We start from the raw sequence: 20,052 nt of genomic DNA on the forward strand, positions 1-20,052 counted from the left end.
TCCTGAAACTGTCATAGGGTTCTCCCACGCACGCTGATCACACTCGATGCGCGCCGCAGCAGCGGGCGGCCATCGACGGCTGCGCCTTCGAGCACGAGTTCGACCCGGACTGCGACTACATTCGCGAAATCCGGGTTTGTCTTGTATGGGCCGGTGTTGCTGTCCAGATACGAGAACGCGACCGATTGCACGCCTTCGATCACTTCCTCGGCCGCGGCAGCGCCGCGCTTGACGAACAACGACGGCTTGCCGTTGGCGTTGTTGGCGACAGACCAAGTGACGTCGCGAAACCGTGCCAGCGCCACTGTTGCCAGGGACGCATAGGGGTCGGCCGCGAAGTCGTATCCGGACGGCAGCGCAGCAAAGCTGATGTCTTGGTCGCCGACGGCGGTCGCGGTGACGACGAAGGTCTTGCGCGCATTGCACAGCAGCAGCACGTCACCCGTTCTGAATACGTTGGACGCCTTGGTGAGCTGGTTGGGGGCCAGCGTCAGGCCGGTGGCCGAGGCGGACGCGATCTTGTACGCAGCATCCTCACCCGACGCAACTCGCAACGTGCTGGCATCGCCCGAGATCGGGCTGTCGCGGAACAACAGCGCATTGCTGTCCGAGCTGGCGATTTCCGACGCGCTCGAACAGGCGGAGCCGCCCGCAGCACGAATGTCGCGTGCGATCAGGTCCAGCGCGATCCGCGCATTCTCCTGGATCCGGTTCAGGTCCTCGTTGGCGGTGTAACTGCGCTGGTTGGACAGGAAAATCGCGAATGCGGCGCCGACGACGAGCAGGCCCAGCACCATGGCGATCATCAGCTCGACCAGGGCCATGCCGGCGGCGCGGTGGCGCGCCTGAAAACCGGGCCGGGTCATAGCCGCGTCACCGTTTTGGCTTGACGCTGTGCATTGCCACCGGCGCGCGTGTCGTCCCACTGCACGATGACCGAGCAGGCGCCTGGGCAACCGTCAATACTGGCGCAGGTGGTTGTATCCAGCGCCGCGGCCGCTGCGCCGCCGGCGGCACTGCCCGCACCGGCACCGACCGTGGTCTTGAGGGCGATCATCCAATGGTGCAGGTCGTACCCGGCCAATGTGCCGGTTTCGGGCGGGACCTTGCACGTCATCGCCATGTTGTAGCTACTGGCTTGCGAGACGTTCGCGCGCATCGCCTCGATGATGGAATTGCTCTGCACCACCGCCATGCTGCTTTCCAGCGAGCTCTGGCCCGCACGCATCGCGACCGCCTGCAGCGCCGCAGTCCCGAGCAGGCCGATCCCCAGCACGACGACGGCGACCAGCACCTCAATCAGGCTCACACCGCGCTGGTCGCGCGGCGACATCAGGGTGCGTCTTGGGCGTCCGGTCAGGCGCATTGTCCCCTCCCTTCCTTGCTGCTGCTGCGCGCGCTTCCGCTGATGTTGATGGTGATCACGCGCTGGTTGCTCGCAGGATTCGTGGTCGGCATGCAGACAGTCAGCGACGATGCCGCCGCCAGCAGTCCCGAAGGCCGGAACACGACGCCATTGGCCGGGCCACTGATCTGAAGGCTTTCCGGCGCGACCAGTGCGCGCAACACCTCGGGCTTCGCGCCGCTTTCGTCGATGACGAGCCAGCCGGACCATGCCGCCGCCTTGCTGCATGTCACCCCGTCGGCGGTGCCGCACAGCTTGACCTGAACATTGCGGCGGACGGCCTCCGAGCGCGCGAACTGCACGGCGGCCACCAGCTCGCTCGATGCGCTCGACAGCCGGTTGGCATTGATCAGGCCGGTCATCGACGGCACGGCGACGGCCGACAGGATCGCGAGCACCGCGACTGTCACCATCAGCTCGACCAGCGAGAAACCGCCCGATCCGATCCGCCCCTGCGGGCCGCGTCCACCACTGCGCATAGCACCCCCGATTCGATCGGCCGCACAGTAGAGCTCGCCTGATCCAGATGCCAGCGGTGGCCGACCAATGGTCGCTGCGGCGCCCCGAACGGTCGCTCCGGCCTGGTTTGCGGCACGATGGCGGTTCCGCCCCGCCCGTCAGACCCCATGCCCGCGCCCCGGCCCCACCCGCTGCTTGCCCTGTTCACCGCGCCCGTGCTGGTCGCGGTGGTGCTGTCGAGCCAGGCGCTGGCGGCGATGCTCAGCCTCGCCCGGCCGCTGGATGCCGACTGGCCGATCCGGTTCGGGCTCACGTCGCTGGCGGTGCTGTGGATCGTGCTGGTGCTGCTCGGTGCGGTGCGACTCGCGCGCCCGCTGTTGCTGCGACTGCCGCCACAGGCCTGGTCGTGGGCGATGCTCGCGCTATTGGTGGTCGTCGCCTCGAGCGTCGCCTGGGCCGGCTGGCAGCTTGCCGGCGGACCGATGGCCGCCGAGTCGCCACTGCGGTTTCTGGTGCGGGTCGTGGCGTTGGCAGCGATCGCGGGGCTGCTGGCGCTGCTGATCTACCAGAACTACTGGCGGGCGCTGCAGTCGTCGGCCCGCGCCGATGCCGCCGAGCTCGAGCTGCTGCGCGCGCGTCTGCATCCGCATTTCCTGTTCAACACGCTCAACACCGGCGCGGCGCTGGTCCACGACCGCCCGGAGGAAGCCGAGCGCCTGCTGCTCGACCTGGCCGATCTGTTCCGCGCCGCCTTCAGCGGGCCGGGCGTGATCCCGCTTTCAGAGGAACTGGCGCTTGTGCGCCGTTACCTGGAGATCGAGTCGCTACGCTTCGGCAGTCGACTGGAGGTGCGCTGGACACTGCCCGAGGCGATGGCCAGGGTCGCGGCCACGCCTGTTCCGGCGCTGGCGATCCAGCCGCTGGTCGAGAACGCAATCAAGCATGGCGTCGAGCCGCGCCTGGAAGGCGGCACGGTCGAGATCGAGGTGTCGGCGCAGCCCGGTCAGGTCACGATCCGGATCGGCAACCCGCTCGCGGCGCAAGCGCCTGCTGCGTCGAGCGGCCACGGCATCGGGCTGGACGCGGTGCGCGCGCGGCTCACCGCGCTCGCACCGGGGGCCGCGCTGGTGACCCGCGCCGAGGCCGACGGCTTCAGTGCGACGGTGACGCTGCCGACCGGCGCCTGAAGCGCCGGACGGTGGCCGCCAGACTCAGGCGATGACTTCGTAGCAGGGGCGGTACTCGCCGGAGATCTTCATGCGCCGCTGTTCGACAAACGCGCGCAGCAGCGCGTCGAGCGACTGCATGATGTCGCTGTCGCCGTGGATCTGGAACGGGCCGTACTCTTCGACCCGACGCAAGCCGTCTTCCTTGACGTTGCCGGCCACGATGCCTGAGAACGCCCGGCGCAGGTCCGCCGCCAGCTCGTGCGGGCGCCGGCCGTGGTGCAGGTCGAGCGCGGCCATCGCCTCGTGGGTCGGCACGAACGGGCGCTGCAGGTCCAGCGGGATCGTCAGCGACCAGTTGAAGTAGAACGAATCCTTGTGCGCGACCCGGTACTCCTTGACCTTGCGGATGCCGGCCGACATGCGCTTGGCCACCTTCTCTGGGTCGGCGACGATGATCTCGTAGCGCGACGCGGCCTCTTCGCCCAGCGTCAGGCGGATGAACTGGTCGATCTGCTCGAAGTACGGCGCCGACGCCGTCGGCCCGGTCAGGATGAACGGGAACGGGATGTCGCGGTTCTCCTCCTGCAACAGCAGGCCCAGCAGATAGAGGATCTCCTCGGCGGTGCCCACGCCGCCGGGGAACACGATGATGCCGTGACCCAGGCGCACGAACGACTCGAGGCGCTTCTCGATGTCGGGCATGATCACCAGCTGGTTGACGATCGGATTGGGCGACTCGGCGGCGATGATGCCCGGCTCGGTGATGCCGATGTAGCGCGCCGGGTACTGGCGCTGCTTGGCGTGCGCGACGTTGGCGCCCTTCATCGGCCCCTTCATCGCCCCCGGGCCGCAGCCGGTGCAGATGTCCATGCCGCGCAGGCCGAGCTGGTAGCCGACCAGCTTGGTGTAGTCGTACTCGGCGCGGCTGATCGAGTGGCCGCCCCAGCACACCACCATGTTCGGGTCGCCGGGCTGCAGCAGGCGCGCATTGCGCAACAGCCCGAACACCGCATTGGTAATGCCCGACGACGACTCGAGATCGGCCGCGTACTCGGGCCCGAGCTCGATCGCGGTGTAGGCCAGGTCGCGGACCACCGCGAACAGCAGCTCGGCCACACCGAGGATGATCTGGCCGTCGACGAAGGCCATGCCGGGCGCATTGATCAGTTCGATCCGGATGCCGCGGTCCTGCTGCAGCACCTGGATGTCGAAATCGGGGTAGAGCTCCTGCGCCGCGCGCGGGTCGTCGGACGCGCTGCCGCTGGTCAGCACCGCCAGGGCGCAGCGCCGCAGCAGGTCGTGCATGCCGCCACTGGAGGCGTCCTTCAGGCGCGCGACCTCGTCCCGGGACAGCACATCCAGCCCGCCGCGCGGGTACACGTAGGCATTCACCACTGGCAGCCCCGTCGCCGCCACGCTCGTCTCGCTCATCTGCTTCTTCTTCGGCTTGTTTTCACAGGTGCGGCACTGTAGCGCAGCCGCCCGCACAAACGGAAACGGCCGGGTTTCCCCGGCCGTTTCCCTGAACGCCTGACGGCGCGTTGGATCAGAACTTGTAGCGGAAGCCCAACTGCAGCGACCACTGCGACACACCGGTGTTGCCGATGCTGTTGGAGTTGTTGGCGATGGTCGGCGGCTCGACGCGGCTGGGATCGAAGTTGCTGTAGACGTACTTGCCGTCGTAGATCCCGGCGGCGCTCAGCACACGACGGTTGGCGAAGAAGCCGTAGTCGTAGATGTGACCCCAATCGGAATTGATCAGGTTGCCGACGTTCATGATGTCCAGCCAGATCTCCGACTTGTGGCCGTTGAAGAAGCCGGGCAGTTCCTGGCTCACACGGATGTCGAAGCTGTTGACCCAGCTGGCGCGACCGCCGTTCTTGTCGACGTGACCGCCACGGTAGCGCTGCAGGTCCTGGTTCTGCTCCAGCCACTCGAAGAACCGGTTTTCCATCGCCGGATCCGGCGTGAACACGCCCGACGAGCTCAGGCTGCCGAACAGCACGTCGCCCGGTGCGTTGGGGACGTAGAACAGGTCGTTGCCGCTGCGGCCGTCGCCGTTGGCGTCGTTGGTGAAGACGTAGCTGAAGGGACGACCGGTGCGGCCCTCGTAGAACACGCCGACCGAGGTCTTGTAATCACCGAAGAAGTTGTGACGCCAGTTCAACGACGCCGAGAAACGATCGCGGATCTCGTAGCGCGAGGTCGAGGCCACGTCTTCGTTGGCGTTGAAGATGTAGTTGTAGTTCCAGGTCGAGCTCGCGGTCGAGCTGGTCATGTCGCTGACCGAGTTCGAGTTGGTGAACGTGTAGCCCACGTTCCAGGACCAGTGGCCGTCAGGCGACCAGGGCTTTTCCAGCGACAGCGTGAACTGCTGGCTCTCGCCCTTGTCGGTGTTGTCCAAGAAGAACACCTGACCGAAATCGGTGTTGCGACGATAGCGGTTCGAGCCCGAGGTCCAGCTGCGGCCGATGCGCGCCGGGTCGTAGTACATGTCGCGCCCATCGGGGCCCTTGAAGACCGACTCACCGATGTTGATGCTGCGGTAGAACAGCGCGCTCTTGACCTGGGTGGCCAGCAGTTCGGCCGACGCGACCAGCCCGTACCACGGCAGTTCGTGGTCGATGGCGAGGTTGGCCTTCCACACCGAGGGCTGCTCGAAGTCGGGGCCGACGAAGTTGACGTTCATCTCGCCGCCAGCACCCGCGCCGGTCGGACGCGTCTGGTCGAGGCCGTTGGGCTCGAACGGCAGCGTGCGCCAGTCGACATCGTCGCCGAGCTCGAGGTCGTAGCGGACGTAGTTCAGGCCGGTGTTGCTGTAGGCGTTGCCGAACCACACCTGCGGCGAGGTGCCGCGGAACAGGCCGATGCCGCCGCGCAGCTGCGTCGGACGCTCGCTGTCGAAGGTGTAGTTGAAGCCGAAGCGCGGCTGCACCAGCCACTCGTCCTTGCCCAGCGCGTAGCTGTTGTCGTAGCCGAAGGCGTCGAGCGCGGCCTGGTTGAAGCCCGGACGGCCACCGACGCTGGGCTTGTCGGCGCGCAGGCCGAAGGTCAGGGTCAGGTTGTTGTTGACGAACCAGGTGTCCTGCACGAACAGGCCCAGTTCCTTGTACTTGAACGCCGCGCCGACCGAATCGATGCTCGCGCCCGGCTGGGGCGCGTGCAGCTGATAGCTGCTCCAGCGACCGCTGGCGAAGTTGCCCTGCTCCAGCTGCCCGGTCTCGTAGAACTCGTAGGTGCCGTAAGCGTTCTGGACGAACATGTTGTAGACGTCGTTGGTGCTGTAGTCGACGCCGAACTTCAGTTCGTGATCGGCGAACGAGAGCACGCCGGCGCCGTAGCCGGTCCAGGTCTCGGTCGTGAGCAGGTTCAGCGGGGTGCTGACGTCCTGGCCCATCTGGATGAAGCGCCCGGTCGGGTCGGTCTCGTTACCCTCGAAGTAGATCTTGATGTTGGCGAGCGTGTTCGGGCTCACGCGCTCGGACGCATAGTCGCGGTAGGACACCTTGAACTCGGTCGAGAAGGTCTCGCTCCAGTCGCTGAACATCTGCGCGACGTAGTTCTTGATCGACTTTTCCTGCTGGTAGTGCGTCGAGCTCAGGTTGACGATCGTGCCGCTGGTGGACGGGGTCCGCAGCTGGCTCTGGTCGACCTCGCTGTAGCGGAAGCTGGCGCGATGGTTGTCGGTGATGTTCCAGTCGATCTTGACCGCACGCTCTTCCATCGTCGTGCTGCCGTCGGTGTCGCCCAGGCCGCCGGCGTCGAAGCCGTGCACGTCACGGGCGATCCGGACCGCCTCGTCGACCTGTGCCTGCGAGATCGCACCGGTGCCCACGGCGCTGTCGGCCAGGCTCGAGCCCGGCGCCTTCCATTCCTGCTTCTCGTAGTTGGCGAAGAAGAACAGGCGATCCTTCAGGATCGGGCCGCCGAACGTCACGCCGTAGGTCTGCTCCTTCTCGAAGCCGTCGAACTCGAAGCCCTCGGGATCCTTGCCGAACCAGTCGCCGTCGCGATAGGCGCCGTAGACCGAACCACTGAACTCGTTGGTACCCGACTTGGTGACCGCATCGATCACCGCGCCGGTTGCGCCGGCGATGGTCACGTCGTAGTTGGAGATGTCGACGTTGATCGCTTCGAGCGCATCCATGGCGACGGGCTGGCGGCGCGTCGGCAGGTTGTTGTCTTCCAGGCCGAAGGTGTCGCTGACCGACACACCGTCGACGCGGATCGCGTTGTAGCGCGGGTTCTGACCGCCCACCGAGATTTGGCCGTCCGCCTTGTTGACCTGGGCGACGCGGGGGTCGAGGCGGATGTAGTCCTGGATGTTGCCGCCGACCGAGGGCAGCGCCTCGATGACGTCGCGGTTGACGTTGGTGCCGGTGCCCATCTTGGTGGCGCTGAAGACTTCCGAGCCGCCGCCGATCGCCGTGGCGACCACGGTGCCGAGCGTCGTCATGTCGTTGTCCAGCGCGGCGTTGACCGTGCTGATCTGGCTCAGCGACAGGTAGACATTCTCTTCGGTCTTGGTGCCCTCGCCCGCCTTGGTGATCGTGATCGTGTACGGACCGCCGACGCGCAGGCCGCGGGCGTTGTAGCGGCCGCTGGCATCGGTGGTGGCGCGGCTGACCGTGCCCGACTCGGTATGGACGATGGTCACTTCGGCGCCCGTGACGGGCTGGCCGCCAGCGCCCGTGACCTGGCCGCCGACGCCGGCGGAGGTGCTCTGCGCGAAGGCAGGGGCGGCGGCGAGTGCGACGATCAGGCCCAGCGACAATTTGGAAAGTCGGGCGCGATTCGGGTGTTTCATGGGTGGTTAGCCTCGATGCGTGGATAGCGGCGCGCGCCTTGCGGCGCGGCGACGGTCAGGTCGGTAAGCGAGTGGGGTCCCCTGCCACGGCGCGCGCTACCGCGCGAGTGGTTAAGAACAGGTTAACACGGTAGCGGGGCTCAGTGACAGTGCCATGACACTGGGTCGATCCCGCAACCGGCTGAATCCGTTGGCTTTTCTCCGGGCACAGCGAGACGCGCCGGACCGCCCGTCGCGATCCGGTCACATCGCGGGCGCTTCAGACGGCCGGTGCATCGCGCAGGAAGCCGACGATGCCGTCGAGCAGCATCTGCACCGAGATCGCCACCAGCAGCATGCCCATCAGCCGCTCCAGGGCGGTCAGCGCGCGGGCACCGAGCAGCTTGTAGAGATAGGTGGCCGAGAACAGGATCGCGGCGGTCGCGCCCCAGGCGATCAGCAGCGCCAGGCTCCACTCACCCAGCCGGTCGGGCTCGTTGCTGCCCATCAGCATCACCGCGGCCATGCCCGAGGGGCCGGCAACCAGCGGAATCGCCATCGGCACGATGAAGGGCTCGCCGTCGGGGATCTCGCCCATCAGTCCGCCGGTCGGCGGAAAGATCATGCGGATGCCGATCAGGAACAGCACGATGCCGCCAGCGATCGCGACCGACTCCTGGCGCAGATGCATGATCTCCAGCGCGTACTTGCCGCCCCACAGGAACAACATCAGCACCAGCAGTGCGATCAGCAGTTCGCGCGCGAGCACCACGCGCTGGCGCTGCGGCGTGAGTCGCCGCAGCATGCTCAGGAACACCGGGATGTTGCCCAGCGGATCGAGGATCAAGAACAGCAGCAGTGCGGCCGAAGCGACGGTCATGCGGCAGCTCCGTCGGGCGACCAGACCTGGCCGCGATGGGCGGCGCCGGCCGCCGCCAGCAGCGTGACGCAATGCGGCGCGACGCGCGCAGGATCCTGCGCCAGCCGGTCGTCCTCTTCGACATGCGCGCGGCTACGCAAGCCGGTGCGCATCGGCGGCGGAGACAGGCCGCTCACGCGCACCGACGAGTTGGCGAGCTCGGCATGGAGCATGCGCACCAGCGTCTCCAGGCCGGCCTGGGCGATGCCATAGCCGCCCCAGTAGGCGCCGCCGGTGCGGGCCGGCGGATCGATCGCGAACACCACCGCGCTGTCGGCCGCCCTTCGCAGCAACGGCAGGCAGGCCTGGGTCAGCCACCAGCGCGCGGTCAGGTTGACGTGCAGCGCGCGCGCGAACGCCGCCGGGTCGGTGTGCTCGAGCGGCGTCAGTCCGGAGAACTGGGCCGCCACGTGCAACACACCGTCCAGGCGCCCGGTATCGGCCTCGATGCGCTCGGCCATCTGCGCGTAGTCGTCGGGCCCCGCACCTTCGAGATCGAGCGGATACAGGGCCGGCGCCTGGCCCTGCGCCTGCAGCCGGTCGTGCAGCCGGTTCAGGCGCGGCACCTTGCGGCCAAGCAGCACCAGCGAGGCACCGGCCTGAGCACACGCCATCGCCGCGGTCTCGCCCAGGCCGCCATGGGCGCCAACGATCAGGATCGTGCGCCCGGCGAGCGCGGCAGGGCGCACCGGAATATCCAGCACCGGTGCGTTCACGACTTCAGCACCTCGGCCAGGATGCGGGCCAGCTCGCCCGATTCGTGCAGCTCCAGCGTGATGTCGCAGCCGCCGATCAGCTCGCCGCGGACGAACAACTGTGGGAAGGTCGGCCAGTTCGAGAACCGGGGCAGATTGGCGCGGATCTCCGGCTCCTCGAGCACGTTGACGGTGCGGAAATCGTGCGCCCCGGCCGCGGCCAGAGCGTCGGCCGTGCGCGCGGAATGGCCGCACATCGGGAACTGCGGGGTCCCTTTCATGAACAGCACGACGGCATGGCCGTCGATTTCGGCCTGGATGCGTTCGAGGATCGACACGAGGCGACTCCGAAAGGGGCGCGTCGCCAGCGGTGGCGGCGACGGTCGGGGTTAGAATCCGCTCATTCTATCGCGTCGCACCCGACGCCATCGCCCCACGGAGCTGTCCGCGCCCCATGCCTGTCGAATTCGCCGCCCTGCCCTACGATCGCACCGCGCTCGAACCGCACCTGTCCGGCGAGACGCTGGACCAGCATCACGGCCGGCATCAGCTCGCGCACATCGAGCGCGTCAATGCGTTGGTGGCGGGTACCGATCTGGCCGAGGCCTCCCTGGAAGCGATCGTGCGCAAGGCGCATGGCGAGCTGTTCGACCATGCCGCGCAGGCGTGGAACAACGCATTCTACTGGCATTCGCTCAAGCCCGCGGCGGCCGGCGGCGGCGCGCCCAAGGGCAAGCTGGCGGAGGCGATCGCGCGCGACTTCGGCGATGTCGCCACGCTGCGCAGCCGCTTCGACACACTGGCCCAGCGTCACTTCGGCGCCGGCTGGGCGTGGTTGCTGCAGCGTCGCGATGGCCGGCTGGGCCTGGCGGTCACCGCCAATGCGGCGACACCGCTGACCGGCGACGACACGCCGCTGCTGGCCGCCTCGCTGTGGGAGCATGCCTGGTATCTGGATTACCGCGATAACCGCCAGCGCTATCTCGATGCGTTCTGGCAACTCGTGAGCTGGGACAGTGTCGCGGCACGGCTGCGCAGCTAGTCTCACCACCATGCCTGCGGCGCCATCCGCTCGCGGATTGTGCGCCTCCCCTACCGAGACGCCCGATGACGCCCGCCGCCAAAGCCCAGTGGCAGATCCACCTGTGTGTGTTGCTGTGGGGCTTCACCGCGATCCTTGGCAAGCTGATCAGCCTGCCCGCACTGCCGCTGGTGTGGTGGCGAATGCTGCTGGTCGCGGGCACCTTGCTGTTGCTGCCCCGCGTCTGGCGCGGGCTTCGCGCATTGCCTGGCCGCCTGCTGCTGGCCTACTCGGGCGTCGGCGCCCTGGTCGCGCTGCATTGGCTGACCTTCTACGGTGCGGTCAAGCTGGCCAATGCCTCGGTCGCGGCGACCTGCATGGCGCTGGCGACAGTATTCGTGGCGCTGATCGAACCGCTGGTCGCGCGCAGCCGCTTCTCCTGGCGCGAACTCGCCCTGGGTCTGGCGGTGTTGCCCGGCGTGGCGCTCGTCGTCGGTGGCGTGCCGGACGGCATGCGGGTGGGCATCGCGGTCGGCGCCCTGTCGGCGCTGTTCGTGGCGTGCTTTGGCGCGATGAACAAGCGCCTGGTCGAACGCGCCGACCCGCTTACAGTCACCGCGCTCGAACTGGGCGCCGGCACGTTGACGCTGACTGTGCTCGCGCCGCTGATGCCGCTGCTGTTCCCGGCGTTCGCCGGCAGCCTGCTGACCCTGCCCGGTGCCCGCGACGGCGCCTGGCTGCTGCTGCTCGCCTTCGCCTGCACCCTGTTGCCGTTCGCGCTGTCGCTGGTCGCGCTGCGCCACATGAGTGCGTTCGCCGCGCAACTGGCGGTCAATCTCGAGCCGGTCTACGCGATCGCGCTCGCCATCGTGCTGCTGGGCGAGCAGCGCGAGCTTGCGCCGGGCTTCTATGTCGGGGTCGCGATCATCCTGGCGGCGGTGCTGGTGTATCCAGTGCTGGCGCGCCCGCGCCGCATCGTGCACGCCGAGAACATCGGCACCGGCGAGGCGAAGTCGATCACCCGCTGAGTGCATCCCCGTCCGCCGACAGCGCACACACCCGGTTACGGCCGCTGCGCTTGGCCTGATACAGCGCCGCATCGGCGCGCGACAGCAGCGCAGCCGCATCGTCGTCGTCGGCCAGATCGGCGACACCGATGCTGACCGTCAGGGCGAAGGGCGACTGCATCGCCGCGACCGAGGCGCGCATCGCGTCACAGACCTCGACCGCCTGCACCAGGGTGCACCCGGGCAACAGACGGACGAACTCCTCGCCGCCGAGCCGAGCGATGCGGCCGCGCGCAACCTCGGTTTCGCGCAACAACGCGCCCAGCAGTTGCAGCACCCGATCCCCCTCGGCATGCCCGTAGGTATCGTTGATCGCCTTGAAATGGTCGATGTCCACGACCGCGATCGACAAGGGCGCGCCCTGGACATGCGCATGCACGATGGTTTGCTCGAGCTTGCAGGAAAAGCCGCGCCGATTGGCCAGCCCGGTGAGCGGGTCGGTGGTCGATTGCTCGGCAAGATCCGCATTCTGCATTTCCAGCGCCTGCTGGTACTGCAGCAACTGCTGCTCGTACCAGGCCCGCTCCTCGAGTTGCAGGTGCAGCGCACCGCTGACCCGGTGCAACTCCATCAAACGCGAGGCCTGCCGCGATAGCGCCTCGAGCGCCTCGCGCTGGGGCACATCGAGCGCCCGCGGATGGGCGTCGACGATGCACAGCGCCCCCAGCGCATGTCCGTCTGCCGAACGCAACGGCGCGCCGGCGTAGAAACGCACTCCAGGCGCCCTGGTGACCATGGGCAGGTGGCGGAACCGCGGATCGCGCGTCGCGTCCTCGACCACTAGGGTCTCGTCGGGCGTCAGGATCGTCTGTGCGCAGAAGGACTCATCGCGCGGCGTCTCGACCGCCTCGATGCCGGTTACCGCCTTGATCCACTGCCGCTCGCGGTCGATCAAGGTGATCGCGGCGATCGGGGCATTGCAGATCGCGGCGGCGATCCGCACCAGATCGTCGTAGGCCGCCTCGCGCGGCGTGTCGAGGATGCGATAGGCATCGAGCGCGGCCTGGCGCTCGGCTTCGTTGGCCGGCCGGTCGGGGCGGATCATGCCGCGACGATCCTGACCACAGTGGCGAGAGAATCGAACATCGAGGACTCCCGAGCATTCCGTTGCTGGCACCCTAGCGCAGCCCGCGCAAGCCGATGTCGACGACCGCGGACGATGGGCGCTCGCGCACAGCAATCGCTGCTCGCATGGCCACCCGCGCATGACGATAATGACCGCCCCTTCCGGAGGATCCCGATGCCCGCACCCGTCGAATTCCAGCTCGAAGGCGAGCATGTCGAACTCAACCAGTTGCTCAAGCTCGAAGGGCTGTGCGAGAGCGGCGGCGCGGGCAAGGCGCTGGTCGCCAGCGGCGCGGTCCGCGTGGACGGCGCGGTCGAACTGCGCAAGACCTGCAAGATCCGCGCGGGCCAGACGGTACAAGTCGGCAATCACGCGATTCGCGTGGTCTCAGCCTGAACGCGCGGTACCCAAAGCCCTCGGCACGCAGGCAAGTCCGAAGTAGAAGGGCCGCCTGACGCGCCGCGGCATTTCTTGGACAGTGCCGCAGTATCGGCAGCGACGCGATGCGAACAAGCGCCCACGTGCGGCCGCCTGGACCGGTTGGCCGGGATGCGTCAATCCGCCAAGTAGATCTCCACGCGCTCCTTGTGGGCGCCGATGTTGTTGCGCTTGAGGCGGATGCGCCCGACTTCGGCCGTGCTGCGCAGATGCGTGCCGCCGCACGGGACTTCGGCGAAGCCCGCGATGGACCAGCAACGACGCAGGCGCGCGACATCGGTGAACCGGCTTTCGATCGGCAGGTCGGCGGCGACCAATTGCGCCACGTCCCGCTCGATTTCGGGAAAGTGCTGGCTGATGTTGCCCTCGAAGGCGAAGTCGATCCGTGCCTTGCTCTGGCCGATGTGGGCGCCGACCTTTTCCATGGCCGGGAACATCTTGTAGAACAGTTCGAGCACGATCTCGGCGGCGAAGTGCAGCCGCATCAGTGCGTAGCGGCGTGGCCAATCGATCGCCACGGCAACTCGGTCGCCGACCGTGAAATCCGGATCAGCGGCGAGGCGATAGACGATCCGATCGTCGACAATGCGCGCCTGTTCGACCTCGATGCCACCAATGGTGCCGTGGTCCGACTCCTGGCCGCCGGATTCGGCGAAGAAGATGGTCGGATTGATCACGACCTCGCGCCCGTCGATGGCGAGTACATCCGCATCCAGGTTGGCGAGGTAAGGGGTATTCCAGAACGCACGTTCCATAGCGAGTGGCCTTGACACGGGTCGGGCAAAAAATCTCGGGGCAGAGCGGCGAACGATGCCGAACATATCGGATCACACGCAAGGCTGCGCTGCAGATCGATGCGCCCGACGAGAGCACGCGACCTGGGCAGACGGCCTTGACCGGATTGTGGGCGGTGGCCGTTTCTCCACCGCCCGGCCGCCCCCTTGCGGGGCCGCTTAGCGCACGCTGTAGCCCGACACGCGCCAGGTGCGGTCGTCGTCGAAGCGGAACGACACCAGTTCGCGGATCGGCTGGGCGTGGTTGGCGAACTTGGTCGGCGAGGCGACGTTGAGATAGATCCCTTCGGGCACGGCCTCGCCGGCCCCGAACCGCGACCGGCTCACCACCGGACGGTCGCGCGAGGCCGGTGCACCCAACCGACTGCGGTCGGCGGCGACCTGGCGCACGAAGTCCTCGCGCGACACCAGACCCTTCATCGTCGCCGAGGCACCGTCCCAGACCTCGCCGGCGCGGTTGGCATCGATCATCTGCATGATCTGCAGTGCGGCGGCGCTGATCTCGGCATCCTGTCGCGCGATCTGCGCCTGTTGCTCGGCGGTGAGCGCCGGCTGCTGCGCGGGCTGTTGCGCCGCTGCCGGCTGCGCCGCCGGGGCGGGCTGCTGGGCATGGGCGGCGGACACGGCCGCGGCGAGCATGGCGATCGACAGGGACAGGCGCAGCTTGTTCATGGGCGTGACGCTCCAGGCGGCAGACGGGTCGAAGGGCTCGAGTGTACGCCTCGGGCCGGGGCCGGCAAGCGGGCGGAGCGACGCTTGGCGCGGGTATGCTCGGGGTTTGACCGCCCTGCCCACCATGCCCCGCAGCCCCCGCCGACCGAGCGCCGCCGACGACACGATGCCGCCCGCCCCTGTGCATCGGGACGCGGTCTGCTCCGGCGCCCCGACGGCAAGACCTGCGCCACGGCGGGCCATGCCCGCGAGCCGGTCACCCGGGCGCTGGCGGGGCTGGGCGCTGCGATGCCAGCTACTGGCGTGGCTGCTCGCGGTGCCGACGGCCTGGGCGCAGGAGCGCATCCTGGCCGACGACATCGAGGTCCGGGTTCTCGCCGACGGCCGCCTCGACGTCACCGAACGCATCGCGATCCGCGCCGAAGGCCGGATCTTCCGCCATGGCATCGTGCGCGACATTCCGGTCCGCTACCGCGACCCGACGGGCACCCGCGTCGTTGTCGAGCTGGACGTGTACGAGGTGCTGCGCGACGGCCGACCGACGCCCTGGACGGCCGAGCGCACTGGCAACCGCATGCGCGTGCACGTCGGCGATGCCAGCCACCTTCCGACTCCGTTCACGCCGGTCTATACCTTGCGCTATCGGACCGCGCGCCAGCTCGGCTTCTTCGACGATCACGACACGGTGTATCTGCCGGCGCTCGCCCCCGCACGGGGCGTGGAGATCGAACGCGGCAGCATCTCGATCGCGCTGCCGGATGCGGTGCCGGTCGAGACGCTGCGCGCCGATGGCGCCACCGGCACTGCGAACGCGCCGGGCCGGGACTTTCACGTGGCACTGTCGGCCGCCGGGAGCGCCCGCTGGACGCTGGCACGGCCGCTGCCGCCGGAAGCGGGCTGGACAGTCTCGCTGGCCTTCCCCAAGGGCCTGATCGCGCCGCCCAGCCGACAGCAGCGCCTGGCCTGGTGGCTGCACGATCACCGCGGCCCGCTGATCGCGCTCGTCGGACTGGCGGCCCTGCTCGTCCTGTACGCCCTGCAAAGACGCCGACACAGCTGCGATCAGGCCAACGACGACACGATACGCCACGATGCCCCGCCGCCGGGCTTCTCGCCGGGCGGGCTGCGCTACCTGCTGCGCATGCGTTACGACGCGCGCTGTCTGTCGTCCGATCTGCTGGCGGCCGCAGTCGACGACCATGTGCACCTGGTGCGCGAACGCGCGCGCGGGGGCATGCACTGGCGCGTGCTGCGCACCCGCAGCGGCGCACACCGCCTGCCCACCCTGGAACAGCGCGCGCTGCTGACCGCACTGCTGCCAGGCCCGCAGGACGCGATCGTGCTCGCGCCGGAGCAGGCCGATGCCGTCGGCGCAACCTGGCGGGCGCACGAGCGCGCGCTGCGTCGCCGCTTCCAGCCGGCGTTGTTCAGCGCCCGCGGCGGCGGCATGCTCACGGCGCTTGCGATCGCGCTGATCTCAGCAGCGGGCGCGCTGTGGCTGTCCCTCGATGCCGACCTTTGGGCGACGACGCTCGCCATCGTCGCGGCGATGGGCCTGGTGCTGATCGCCTTCGCGGTGCGCGCGCGGGCACCCACGGCCGAGGGGCGCCGCCTGCTGGCGCACGTCCAGGGCCTGCGTCGCTATCTGGCCGGCGACGACGCCTCCAAGGGGGCCGTTCCCGAGGTCGCGCCGCTGCAAGATGTCCACCACTACGAACACCTGTTGCCCTATGCGGTCGCGCTCGATGTGGAGGCGGCCTGGACCCGTAGGTTCGCCATGGCGGCCGGGCCTGCGGTCGCGAGCGCATCGGTCGCTGGTCTATCTTGGTACCAGGGCGTGACGGTCACCGATCTGGATCGCTTCTGCCGCTCGGTCGGCCAAAGCCTGGCCCGGTGCATCGCGGCGGCACGCACACGGGCCCACAGGCATCGTCGTGGCGCCGAGGACGGCGCGCCGCCGTGATCGCAGCGGCCGTACTTCACCCTCCGAGGCCGACGCAGGGCACCAGGCCCCGTCTCGCGGATCACGGCTCCAGATACGGTGCGCCCGGACCCTGCGTGCCGGCCACATCGCCCGGATTGCGCAAGGGACACACCCGCAGCGACAGACATCCGCAGCCGATGCAGCCATCGAGTTGATCGCGCAATCGCGTGAGCTGGGCGATGCGGGCATCGAGGTCGGACCGCCAGTGGCGCGACAGGCGCGTCCAGTCAGCCTGGGTCGGCGTCCGCCCGTCGGGCAGGGTCGCCAGCGCCCGGCCGATGGCGGCCAGCGGGATGCCCGCCCGCTGCGCGACCCGGATCACCGCGACCCGCCGCAACGCATCGCGCCGATACCGACGCTGATTGCCGGCATTGCGTGTGCTGTGCAGCAGTCCTTGGCGTTCGTAGAAATGCAGCGCAGAGATCGCCACACCGCTGCGTTCGGCCAGTTCGCCGACCGACAACGTGTCGTGGTTCCCAGCCCCAACCTGGCCCATCTCGCATCCTCTTGACCTCAACATTTGTTGAGGTTTTACCCTGCCCGGCATTGCCCCCGCAATCCGACAGGAGCCCGTATGACACTCGAAACTCTCGCCTCGCCCTCGATCCAGGCGTCCTGCGCCTGGTCGCATGCCGACGCCGAGCCGGAGACGATGCAGGCGGTCGCCTGCGCACCGGTCGCACCGGGCGCGTGGATCGACGTGGAAACGCCGATTCCGCTGCCCGGCCCCGACCAGGTGCTGATCCGCGTGCTGTCGGCCGGCTTCGGTCACTGGGACATTCTCGAGCGCGACGGCCGCCTGCCCGGCACCGCGTCGCGAACCCCCGGCCCTTGGATCGGCGGCGCGGAAGGCGCCGGGACGGTGGTCGAGGTCGGCGCGGGCGTGCAACGGCTGCGCGAGGGCGATCGGGTCTGCGGCCTGGCGCTGCCGGGCGCCCCACGCCACGGGTTCCACGCGCAATTCGCACTCGTCGATGCCGATCGTGTCTGGCGCATTCCCGCGCGCCTGCCGCTGCCGCATGCCGCCGCCCTACCGGTCGATGGCGGCCTGGCGATGCACGCCGTCGCCCAGGTACTGGGGCTGGGCGCCGGCGATACCTTGGTGCTGCTCGGCGCCAGCGGCGGCATCGGGCACATGGCGCTGCAGTTCGCCCGTCAGCGTGGCGCGCGTGTGCTGGCGGTCGTCTCGGGTGCCGATGGCATCGCGCTGGCCGAGCGGCTCGGCGCGGACATGGCGATCGATGGCCGGCGCCACGACCTCACCGCCGCGCTGCGCATCTTCGCCCCCGAACGCCCGACCGCAGCCCTGCTGACCGCGAGCGACGCCGTGCTCGCCCAACGCGTGGTCGATGCCCTGCAACCCGGGGGCCGGATCGCATGGCCGCATGGTGTGACGCCGCCGCCGGTGCGCGCGGACATCGCCGCGACCGGCTTCGGCGCGCATGCCGGCGCGACCTCGGTGCAGGCCGCCTGCCGCGCGATCGAGCGCGGGCCTTTCCACCTGCATGTCGGGACCCGCCTGCCGCTATCGCGGATCGCCGATGCCGAGCGCGCGCTCACCGCCCATCACCTGGGCCGTGTCGTGCTCGACATTCCGTAGCGGCGCGCCCGGGCCGCCACGCACGTCGGCTGAACGCAAGCGGGCTCCCACGCCGCGACAGCCGCAGGCGCATCGCCGACAATGCCCCTCTCCCCCGACGACGCCCCGCGCGCGCTCGCGTGCCGCACTGGATCGCCCATGCTCCGCTGGTTCGAAAACCGCATCGCCCCATTCCCGTCCGCCCCGCCCGAACAGCCGCCGCGGACGCTGTTCGCGTTCTGCATGCACTACGTGCGCGGCAGCGGCCGCTGGCTGCTGCTGATGGCGCTGTTCACCGCGGCCATCGCCATCGCCGAGGTCGTGCTCTACGCCTACGTCGGCTCGCTGGTCGATCGCCTGGCGGCGCACACGCCCGCCTCGTTCCTCGACGCCGAGGGCGGTCGCCTTGCGGCGATGGCCGTGCTGGTGCTCATCGGTCTGCCGGTGATGACCTTGTTCAGCTCGTTGATCATCCACCAGACGCTGCTGGGCAACTTCCCGATGCGGATCCGCTGGAACGTGCATCGCTACCTGCTGCGGCAGTCGATGACTTACTTCCAGGAAGAGTTCGCCGGCCGCATCGCGACCAAGCTGATGCAGACCTCGCTGGCGGTGCGCGAGACGGTCATCAAGCTGCTGGACGTCGGCAACTACGTGCTGGTCTACCTGACCGGCGCGCTGGTGGTCGCGGCCTCGGCCGACTGGCGGATGATGCTGCCGTTCCTGGGTTGGGTGCTCTGCTACGCGGCACTGATGCGCGTCTTCGTGCCGCGGCTGAGCAAGATCTCCGAGAAGCAGGCCGACGCCCGCGCGGTGATGACCGGCCGCATCGTCGACAGCTACACCAACATCGCCACAGTCAAGCTGTTCTCGCATTCCTCGCGCGAGCAGTCCTATGCCTATGAGGCGATGGACGGCTTCCTCGACACCGTGCATCGGCAGATGCGCCTGGTGACGATCATCAACGTCTGCAACTACGTGCTCAACATGTTGCTGGTCGCCTCGGTCGGCGGGCTCGGCCTGTGGCTGTGGCATGGCGGGGCGATCAGCACCGGCGCGATCGCGGTGGCGATCGCGCTGGCGCTGCGCATGCTGGGCATGTCGCAATGGATCATGTGGGAGCTCTCGGCACTGTTCGAGAACATCGGCACGGTGCGCGACGGCATCAACTCGATCTCGCTGGCGCCCACCGTGGACGATGTCCCCGCCGCGCAGGTGCTGCCGCCGGTGCGCGGCGACATCCGCTTCGAAGGCGTCGATTTCCACTACGGCCAGGCCGAACGCAGCGTCATCGAAGGCCTGGATTTGCATGTGCGACCCGGCGAGAAGATCGGCCTGGTCGGACGCTCGGGCGCGGGCAAGTCGACCCTGGTCAACCTGCTGCTGCGCTTCTATGACCGTGAGGCCGGGACGATCCGCATCGACGGCGTCGACATCGCCACCGTCACCCAGGACTCGTTGCGCGCGCAGATCGGCATGGTGACCCAGGACACCTCGCTGCTGCACCGCTCGGTACGCGAGAACATCCTCTACGGCCGCCCGGACGCGAGCGAAGCGGAGATGATCGAGGCCGCGCGGCGCGCCGAGGCGCACGAGTTCATCCTCGGCCTCAGCGATGCCAAGGGCCGCACCGGTTACGACGCCCAGGTCGGCGAACGCGGCGTCAAGCTGTCGGGCGGCCAGCGCCAGCGCATCGCGATCGCGCGAGTGCTGCTCAAGAATGCCCCGATCCTGGTCCTCGACGAGGCCACCTCGGCGCTTGACTCCGAGGCCGAGGCGGCGATCCAGGAGAACCTGTACCGGCTGATGGAAGGCAAGACGGTGATCGCGATCGCGCACCGGCTGTCGACGATCGCGGCAATGGACCGGCTGATCGTCATGGAGCGCGGCCGGATCGTCGAACAAGGCACGCACGAGGCGCTGATCGCGGCCGACGGCATCTACGCGCAGCTATGGCGGCGGCAATCGGGCGGTTTCCTGCAGGACGACGCGCCCTGA

Annotated in this window: 19 protein-coding genes; 7 read left to right on the forward strand and 12 right to left on the reverse strand. The window is 68.6% G+C overall.

Annotated elements, in window-relative coordinates:
- Positions 1 to 11: 11 nt before the first annotated feature.
- From WAF18_RS10175 to WAF18_RS10185, 3 genes are read right to left on the reverse strand one after another with little or no spacing between them, the layout of a single operon-like run.
- Positions 12 to 866, reverse strand: coding sequence for a prepilin-type N-terminal cleavage/methylation domain-containing protein (locus WAF18_RS10175; RefSeq protein WP_337245022.1), 855 nt, complete (start codon positions 864 to 866; stop codon positions 12 to 14).
- Positions 863 to 1,333, reverse strand: a complete 471-nt coding sequence (gene pilV, locus WAF18_RS10180; RefSeq protein WP_337244984.1) for a type IV pilus modification protein PilV — start codon at positions 1,331 to 1,333, stop codon at positions 863 to 865. The genes WAF18_RS10175 and pilV overlap by 4 nt, the downstream gene beginning before the upstream one ends.
- A gap of 23 nt (positions 1,334 to 1,356) precedes the next feature.
- On the reverse strand, positions 1,357 to 1,884 hold the full coding sequence (locus WAF18_RS10185; RefSeq protein WP_337244985.1) for a GspH/FimT family pseudopilin: 528 nt from the start codon (positions 1,882 to 1,884) through the stop codon (positions 1,357 to 1,359).
- Positions 1,885 to 2,031: 147 nt separating this feature from the next.
- Here WAF18_RS10185 and WAF18_RS10190 point away from each other — a divergent pair, with 147 nt between their 5' ends.
- Positions 2,032 to 3,051: a histidine kinase gene (locus WAF18_RS10190; RefSeq protein WP_337244986.1), complete on the forward strand. Its 1,020-nt coding sequence runs from the start codon at positions 2,032 to 2,034 to the stop codon at positions 3,049 to 3,051.
- A gap of 24 nt (positions 3,052 to 3,075) precedes the next feature.
- Here the strand turns inward: WAF18_RS10190 and ppnN are convergent, their stop codons facing one another.
- From ppnN to grxD, 5 genes are all read right to left on the reverse strand, one after another.
- A complete protein-coding gene (gene ppnN, locus WAF18_RS10195; protein WP_183426168.1) occupies positions 3,076 to 4,464 on the reverse strand; it encodes a nucleotide 5'-monophosphate nucleosidase PpnN in 1,389 nt (462 codons plus the stop codon).
- Positions 4,465 to 4,579: 115 nt separating this feature from the next.
- Positions 4,580 to 7,840, reverse strand: coding sequence for a carboxypeptidase regulatory-like domain-containing protein (locus WAF18_RS10200; protein ID WP_337244987.1), 3,261 nt, complete (start codon positions 7,838 to 7,840; stop codon positions 4,580 to 4,582).
- 259 nt (positions 7,841 to 8,099) lie between these two features.
- Positions 8,100 to 8,699 carry a YhgN family NAAT transporter gene (locus tag WAF18_RS10205; protein WP_183426170.1) on the reverse strand — a complete coding sequence of 200 codons (600 nt, stop codon included), beginning with the start codon at positions 8,697 to 8,699 and terminating at the stop codon, positions 8,100 to 8,102.
- Complete coding sequence (locus tag WAF18_RS10210; protein WP_337244988.1) at positions 8,696 to 9,454, reverse strand: SDR family NAD(P)-dependent oxidoreductase; 759 nt, start codon at positions 9,452 to 9,454, stop codon at positions 8,696 to 8,698. Before WAF18_RS10210 ends, WAF18_RS10205 begins: the two co-directional genes overlap by 4 nt.
- Positions 9,451 to 9,771 (reverse strand): Grx4 family monothiol glutaredoxin, encoded by a 321-nt coding sequence (grxD, locus tag WAF18_RS10215; protein ID WP_337244989.1) that lies wholly within the window; start codon positions 9,769 to 9,771, stop codon positions 9,451 to 9,453. The genes WAF18_RS10210 and grxD overlap by 4 nt, the downstream gene beginning before the upstream one ends.
- Before the next feature lie 116 nt (positions 9,772 to 9,887).
- On the opposite strand from grxD, the gene WAF18_RS10220 reads away from it, so the two are divergent.
- Both WAF18_RS10220 and WAF18_RS10225 read left to right on the forward strand, forming a co-directional pair.
- The gene (locus tag WAF18_RS10220; RefSeq protein ID WP_337244990.1) at positions 9,888 to 10,475 is read left to right on the forward strand and encodes a Fe-Mn family superoxide dismutase; all 588 of its coding nucleotides are present in this window, start codon (positions 9,888 to 9,890) and stop codon (positions 10,473 to 10,475) included.
- 65 nt (positions 10,476 to 10,540) lie between these two features.
- Entirely contained in the window at positions 10,541 to 11,482 is a 942-nt protein-coding gene (locus WAF18_RS10225) for a DMT family transporter (protein WP_337244991.1), read from the forward strand.
- On the opposite strand, the gene WAF18_RS10230 is transcribed toward WAF18_RS10225, so the two are convergent.
- Complete coding sequence (locus WAF18_RS10230) at positions 11,472 to 12,566, reverse strand: sensor domain-containing diguanylate cyclase (protein WP_337244992.1); 1,095 nt, start codon at positions 12,564 to 12,566, stop codon at positions 11,472 to 11,474. The two genes, WAF18_RS10225 and WAF18_RS10230, sit on opposite strands and share 11 nt — an antisense overlap.
- A gap of 195 nt (positions 12,567 to 12,761) precedes the next feature.
- On the opposite strand from WAF18_RS10230, the gene WAF18_RS10235 reads away from it, so the two are divergent.
- Positions 12,762 to 12,983, forward strand: coding sequence for an RNA-binding S4 domain-containing protein (locus WAF18_RS10235; protein ID WP_337244993.1), 222 nt, complete (start codon positions 12,762 to 12,764; stop codon positions 12,981 to 12,983).
- Positions 12,984 to 13,141: 158 nt separating this feature from the next.
- Here WAF18_RS10235 and WAF18_RS10240 read toward each other — a convergent pair whose 3' ends face one another.
- On the reverse strand, positions 13,142 to 13,846 hold the full coding sequence (locus WAF18_RS10240; RefSeq protein WP_337244994.1) for an alanyl-tRNA editing protein: 705 nt from the start codon (positions 13,844 to 13,846) through the stop codon (positions 13,142 to 13,144).
- Positions 13,847 to 13,978: 132 nt separating this feature from the next.
- Positions 13,979 to 14,491, reverse strand: coding sequence for a DUF4019 domain-containing protein (locus tag WAF18_RS10245; RefSeq protein ID WP_337244995.1), 513 nt, complete (start codon positions 14,489 to 14,491; stop codon positions 13,979 to 13,981).
- Between the two features lie 241 nt (positions 14,492 to 14,732).
- Between WAF18_RS10245 and WAF18_RS10250 the strand changes: the two genes are divergently transcribed.
- Positions 14,733 to 16,454 carry a DUF2207 domain-containing protein gene (locus WAF18_RS10250; protein WP_337244996.1) on the forward strand — a complete coding sequence of 574 codons (1,722 nt, stop codon included), beginning with the start codon at positions 14,733 to 14,735 and terminating at the stop codon, positions 16,452 to 16,454.
- A gap of 61 nt (positions 16,455 to 16,515) precedes the next feature.
- On the opposite strand, the gene soxR is transcribed toward WAF18_RS10250, so the two are convergent.
- Complete coding sequence (gene soxR / locus WAF18_RS10255; RefSeq protein WP_337244997.1) at positions 16,516 to 16,971, reverse strand: redox-sensitive transcriptional activator SoxR; 456 nt, start codon at positions 16,969 to 16,971, stop codon at positions 16,516 to 16,518.
- Between the two features lie 78 nt (positions 16,972 to 17,049).
- Here soxR and WAF18_RS10260 point away from each other — a divergent pair, with 78 nt between their 5' ends.
- Positions 17,050 to 18,075: a zinc-binding alcohol dehydrogenase family protein gene (locus WAF18_RS10260; RefSeq protein WP_337244998.1), complete on the forward strand. Its 1,026-nt coding sequence runs from the start codon at positions 17,050 to 17,052 to the stop codon at positions 18,073 to 18,075.
- A 138-nt stretch (positions 18,076 to 18,213) separates the two neighbouring features.
- Positions 18,214 to 20,052 (forward strand): ABC transporter ATP-binding protein, encoded by a 1,839-nt coding sequence (locus tag WAF18_RS10265; protein WP_337244999.1) that lies wholly within the window; start codon positions 18,214 to 18,216, stop codon positions 20,050 to 20,052.

This window comes from Luteimonas sp. gir (assembly GCF_037198055.1).
Taxonomy (GTDB): Bacteria; Pseudomonadota; Gammaproteobacteria; order Xanthomonadales; family Xanthomonadaceae; genus Luteimonas; species Luteimonas citri_A.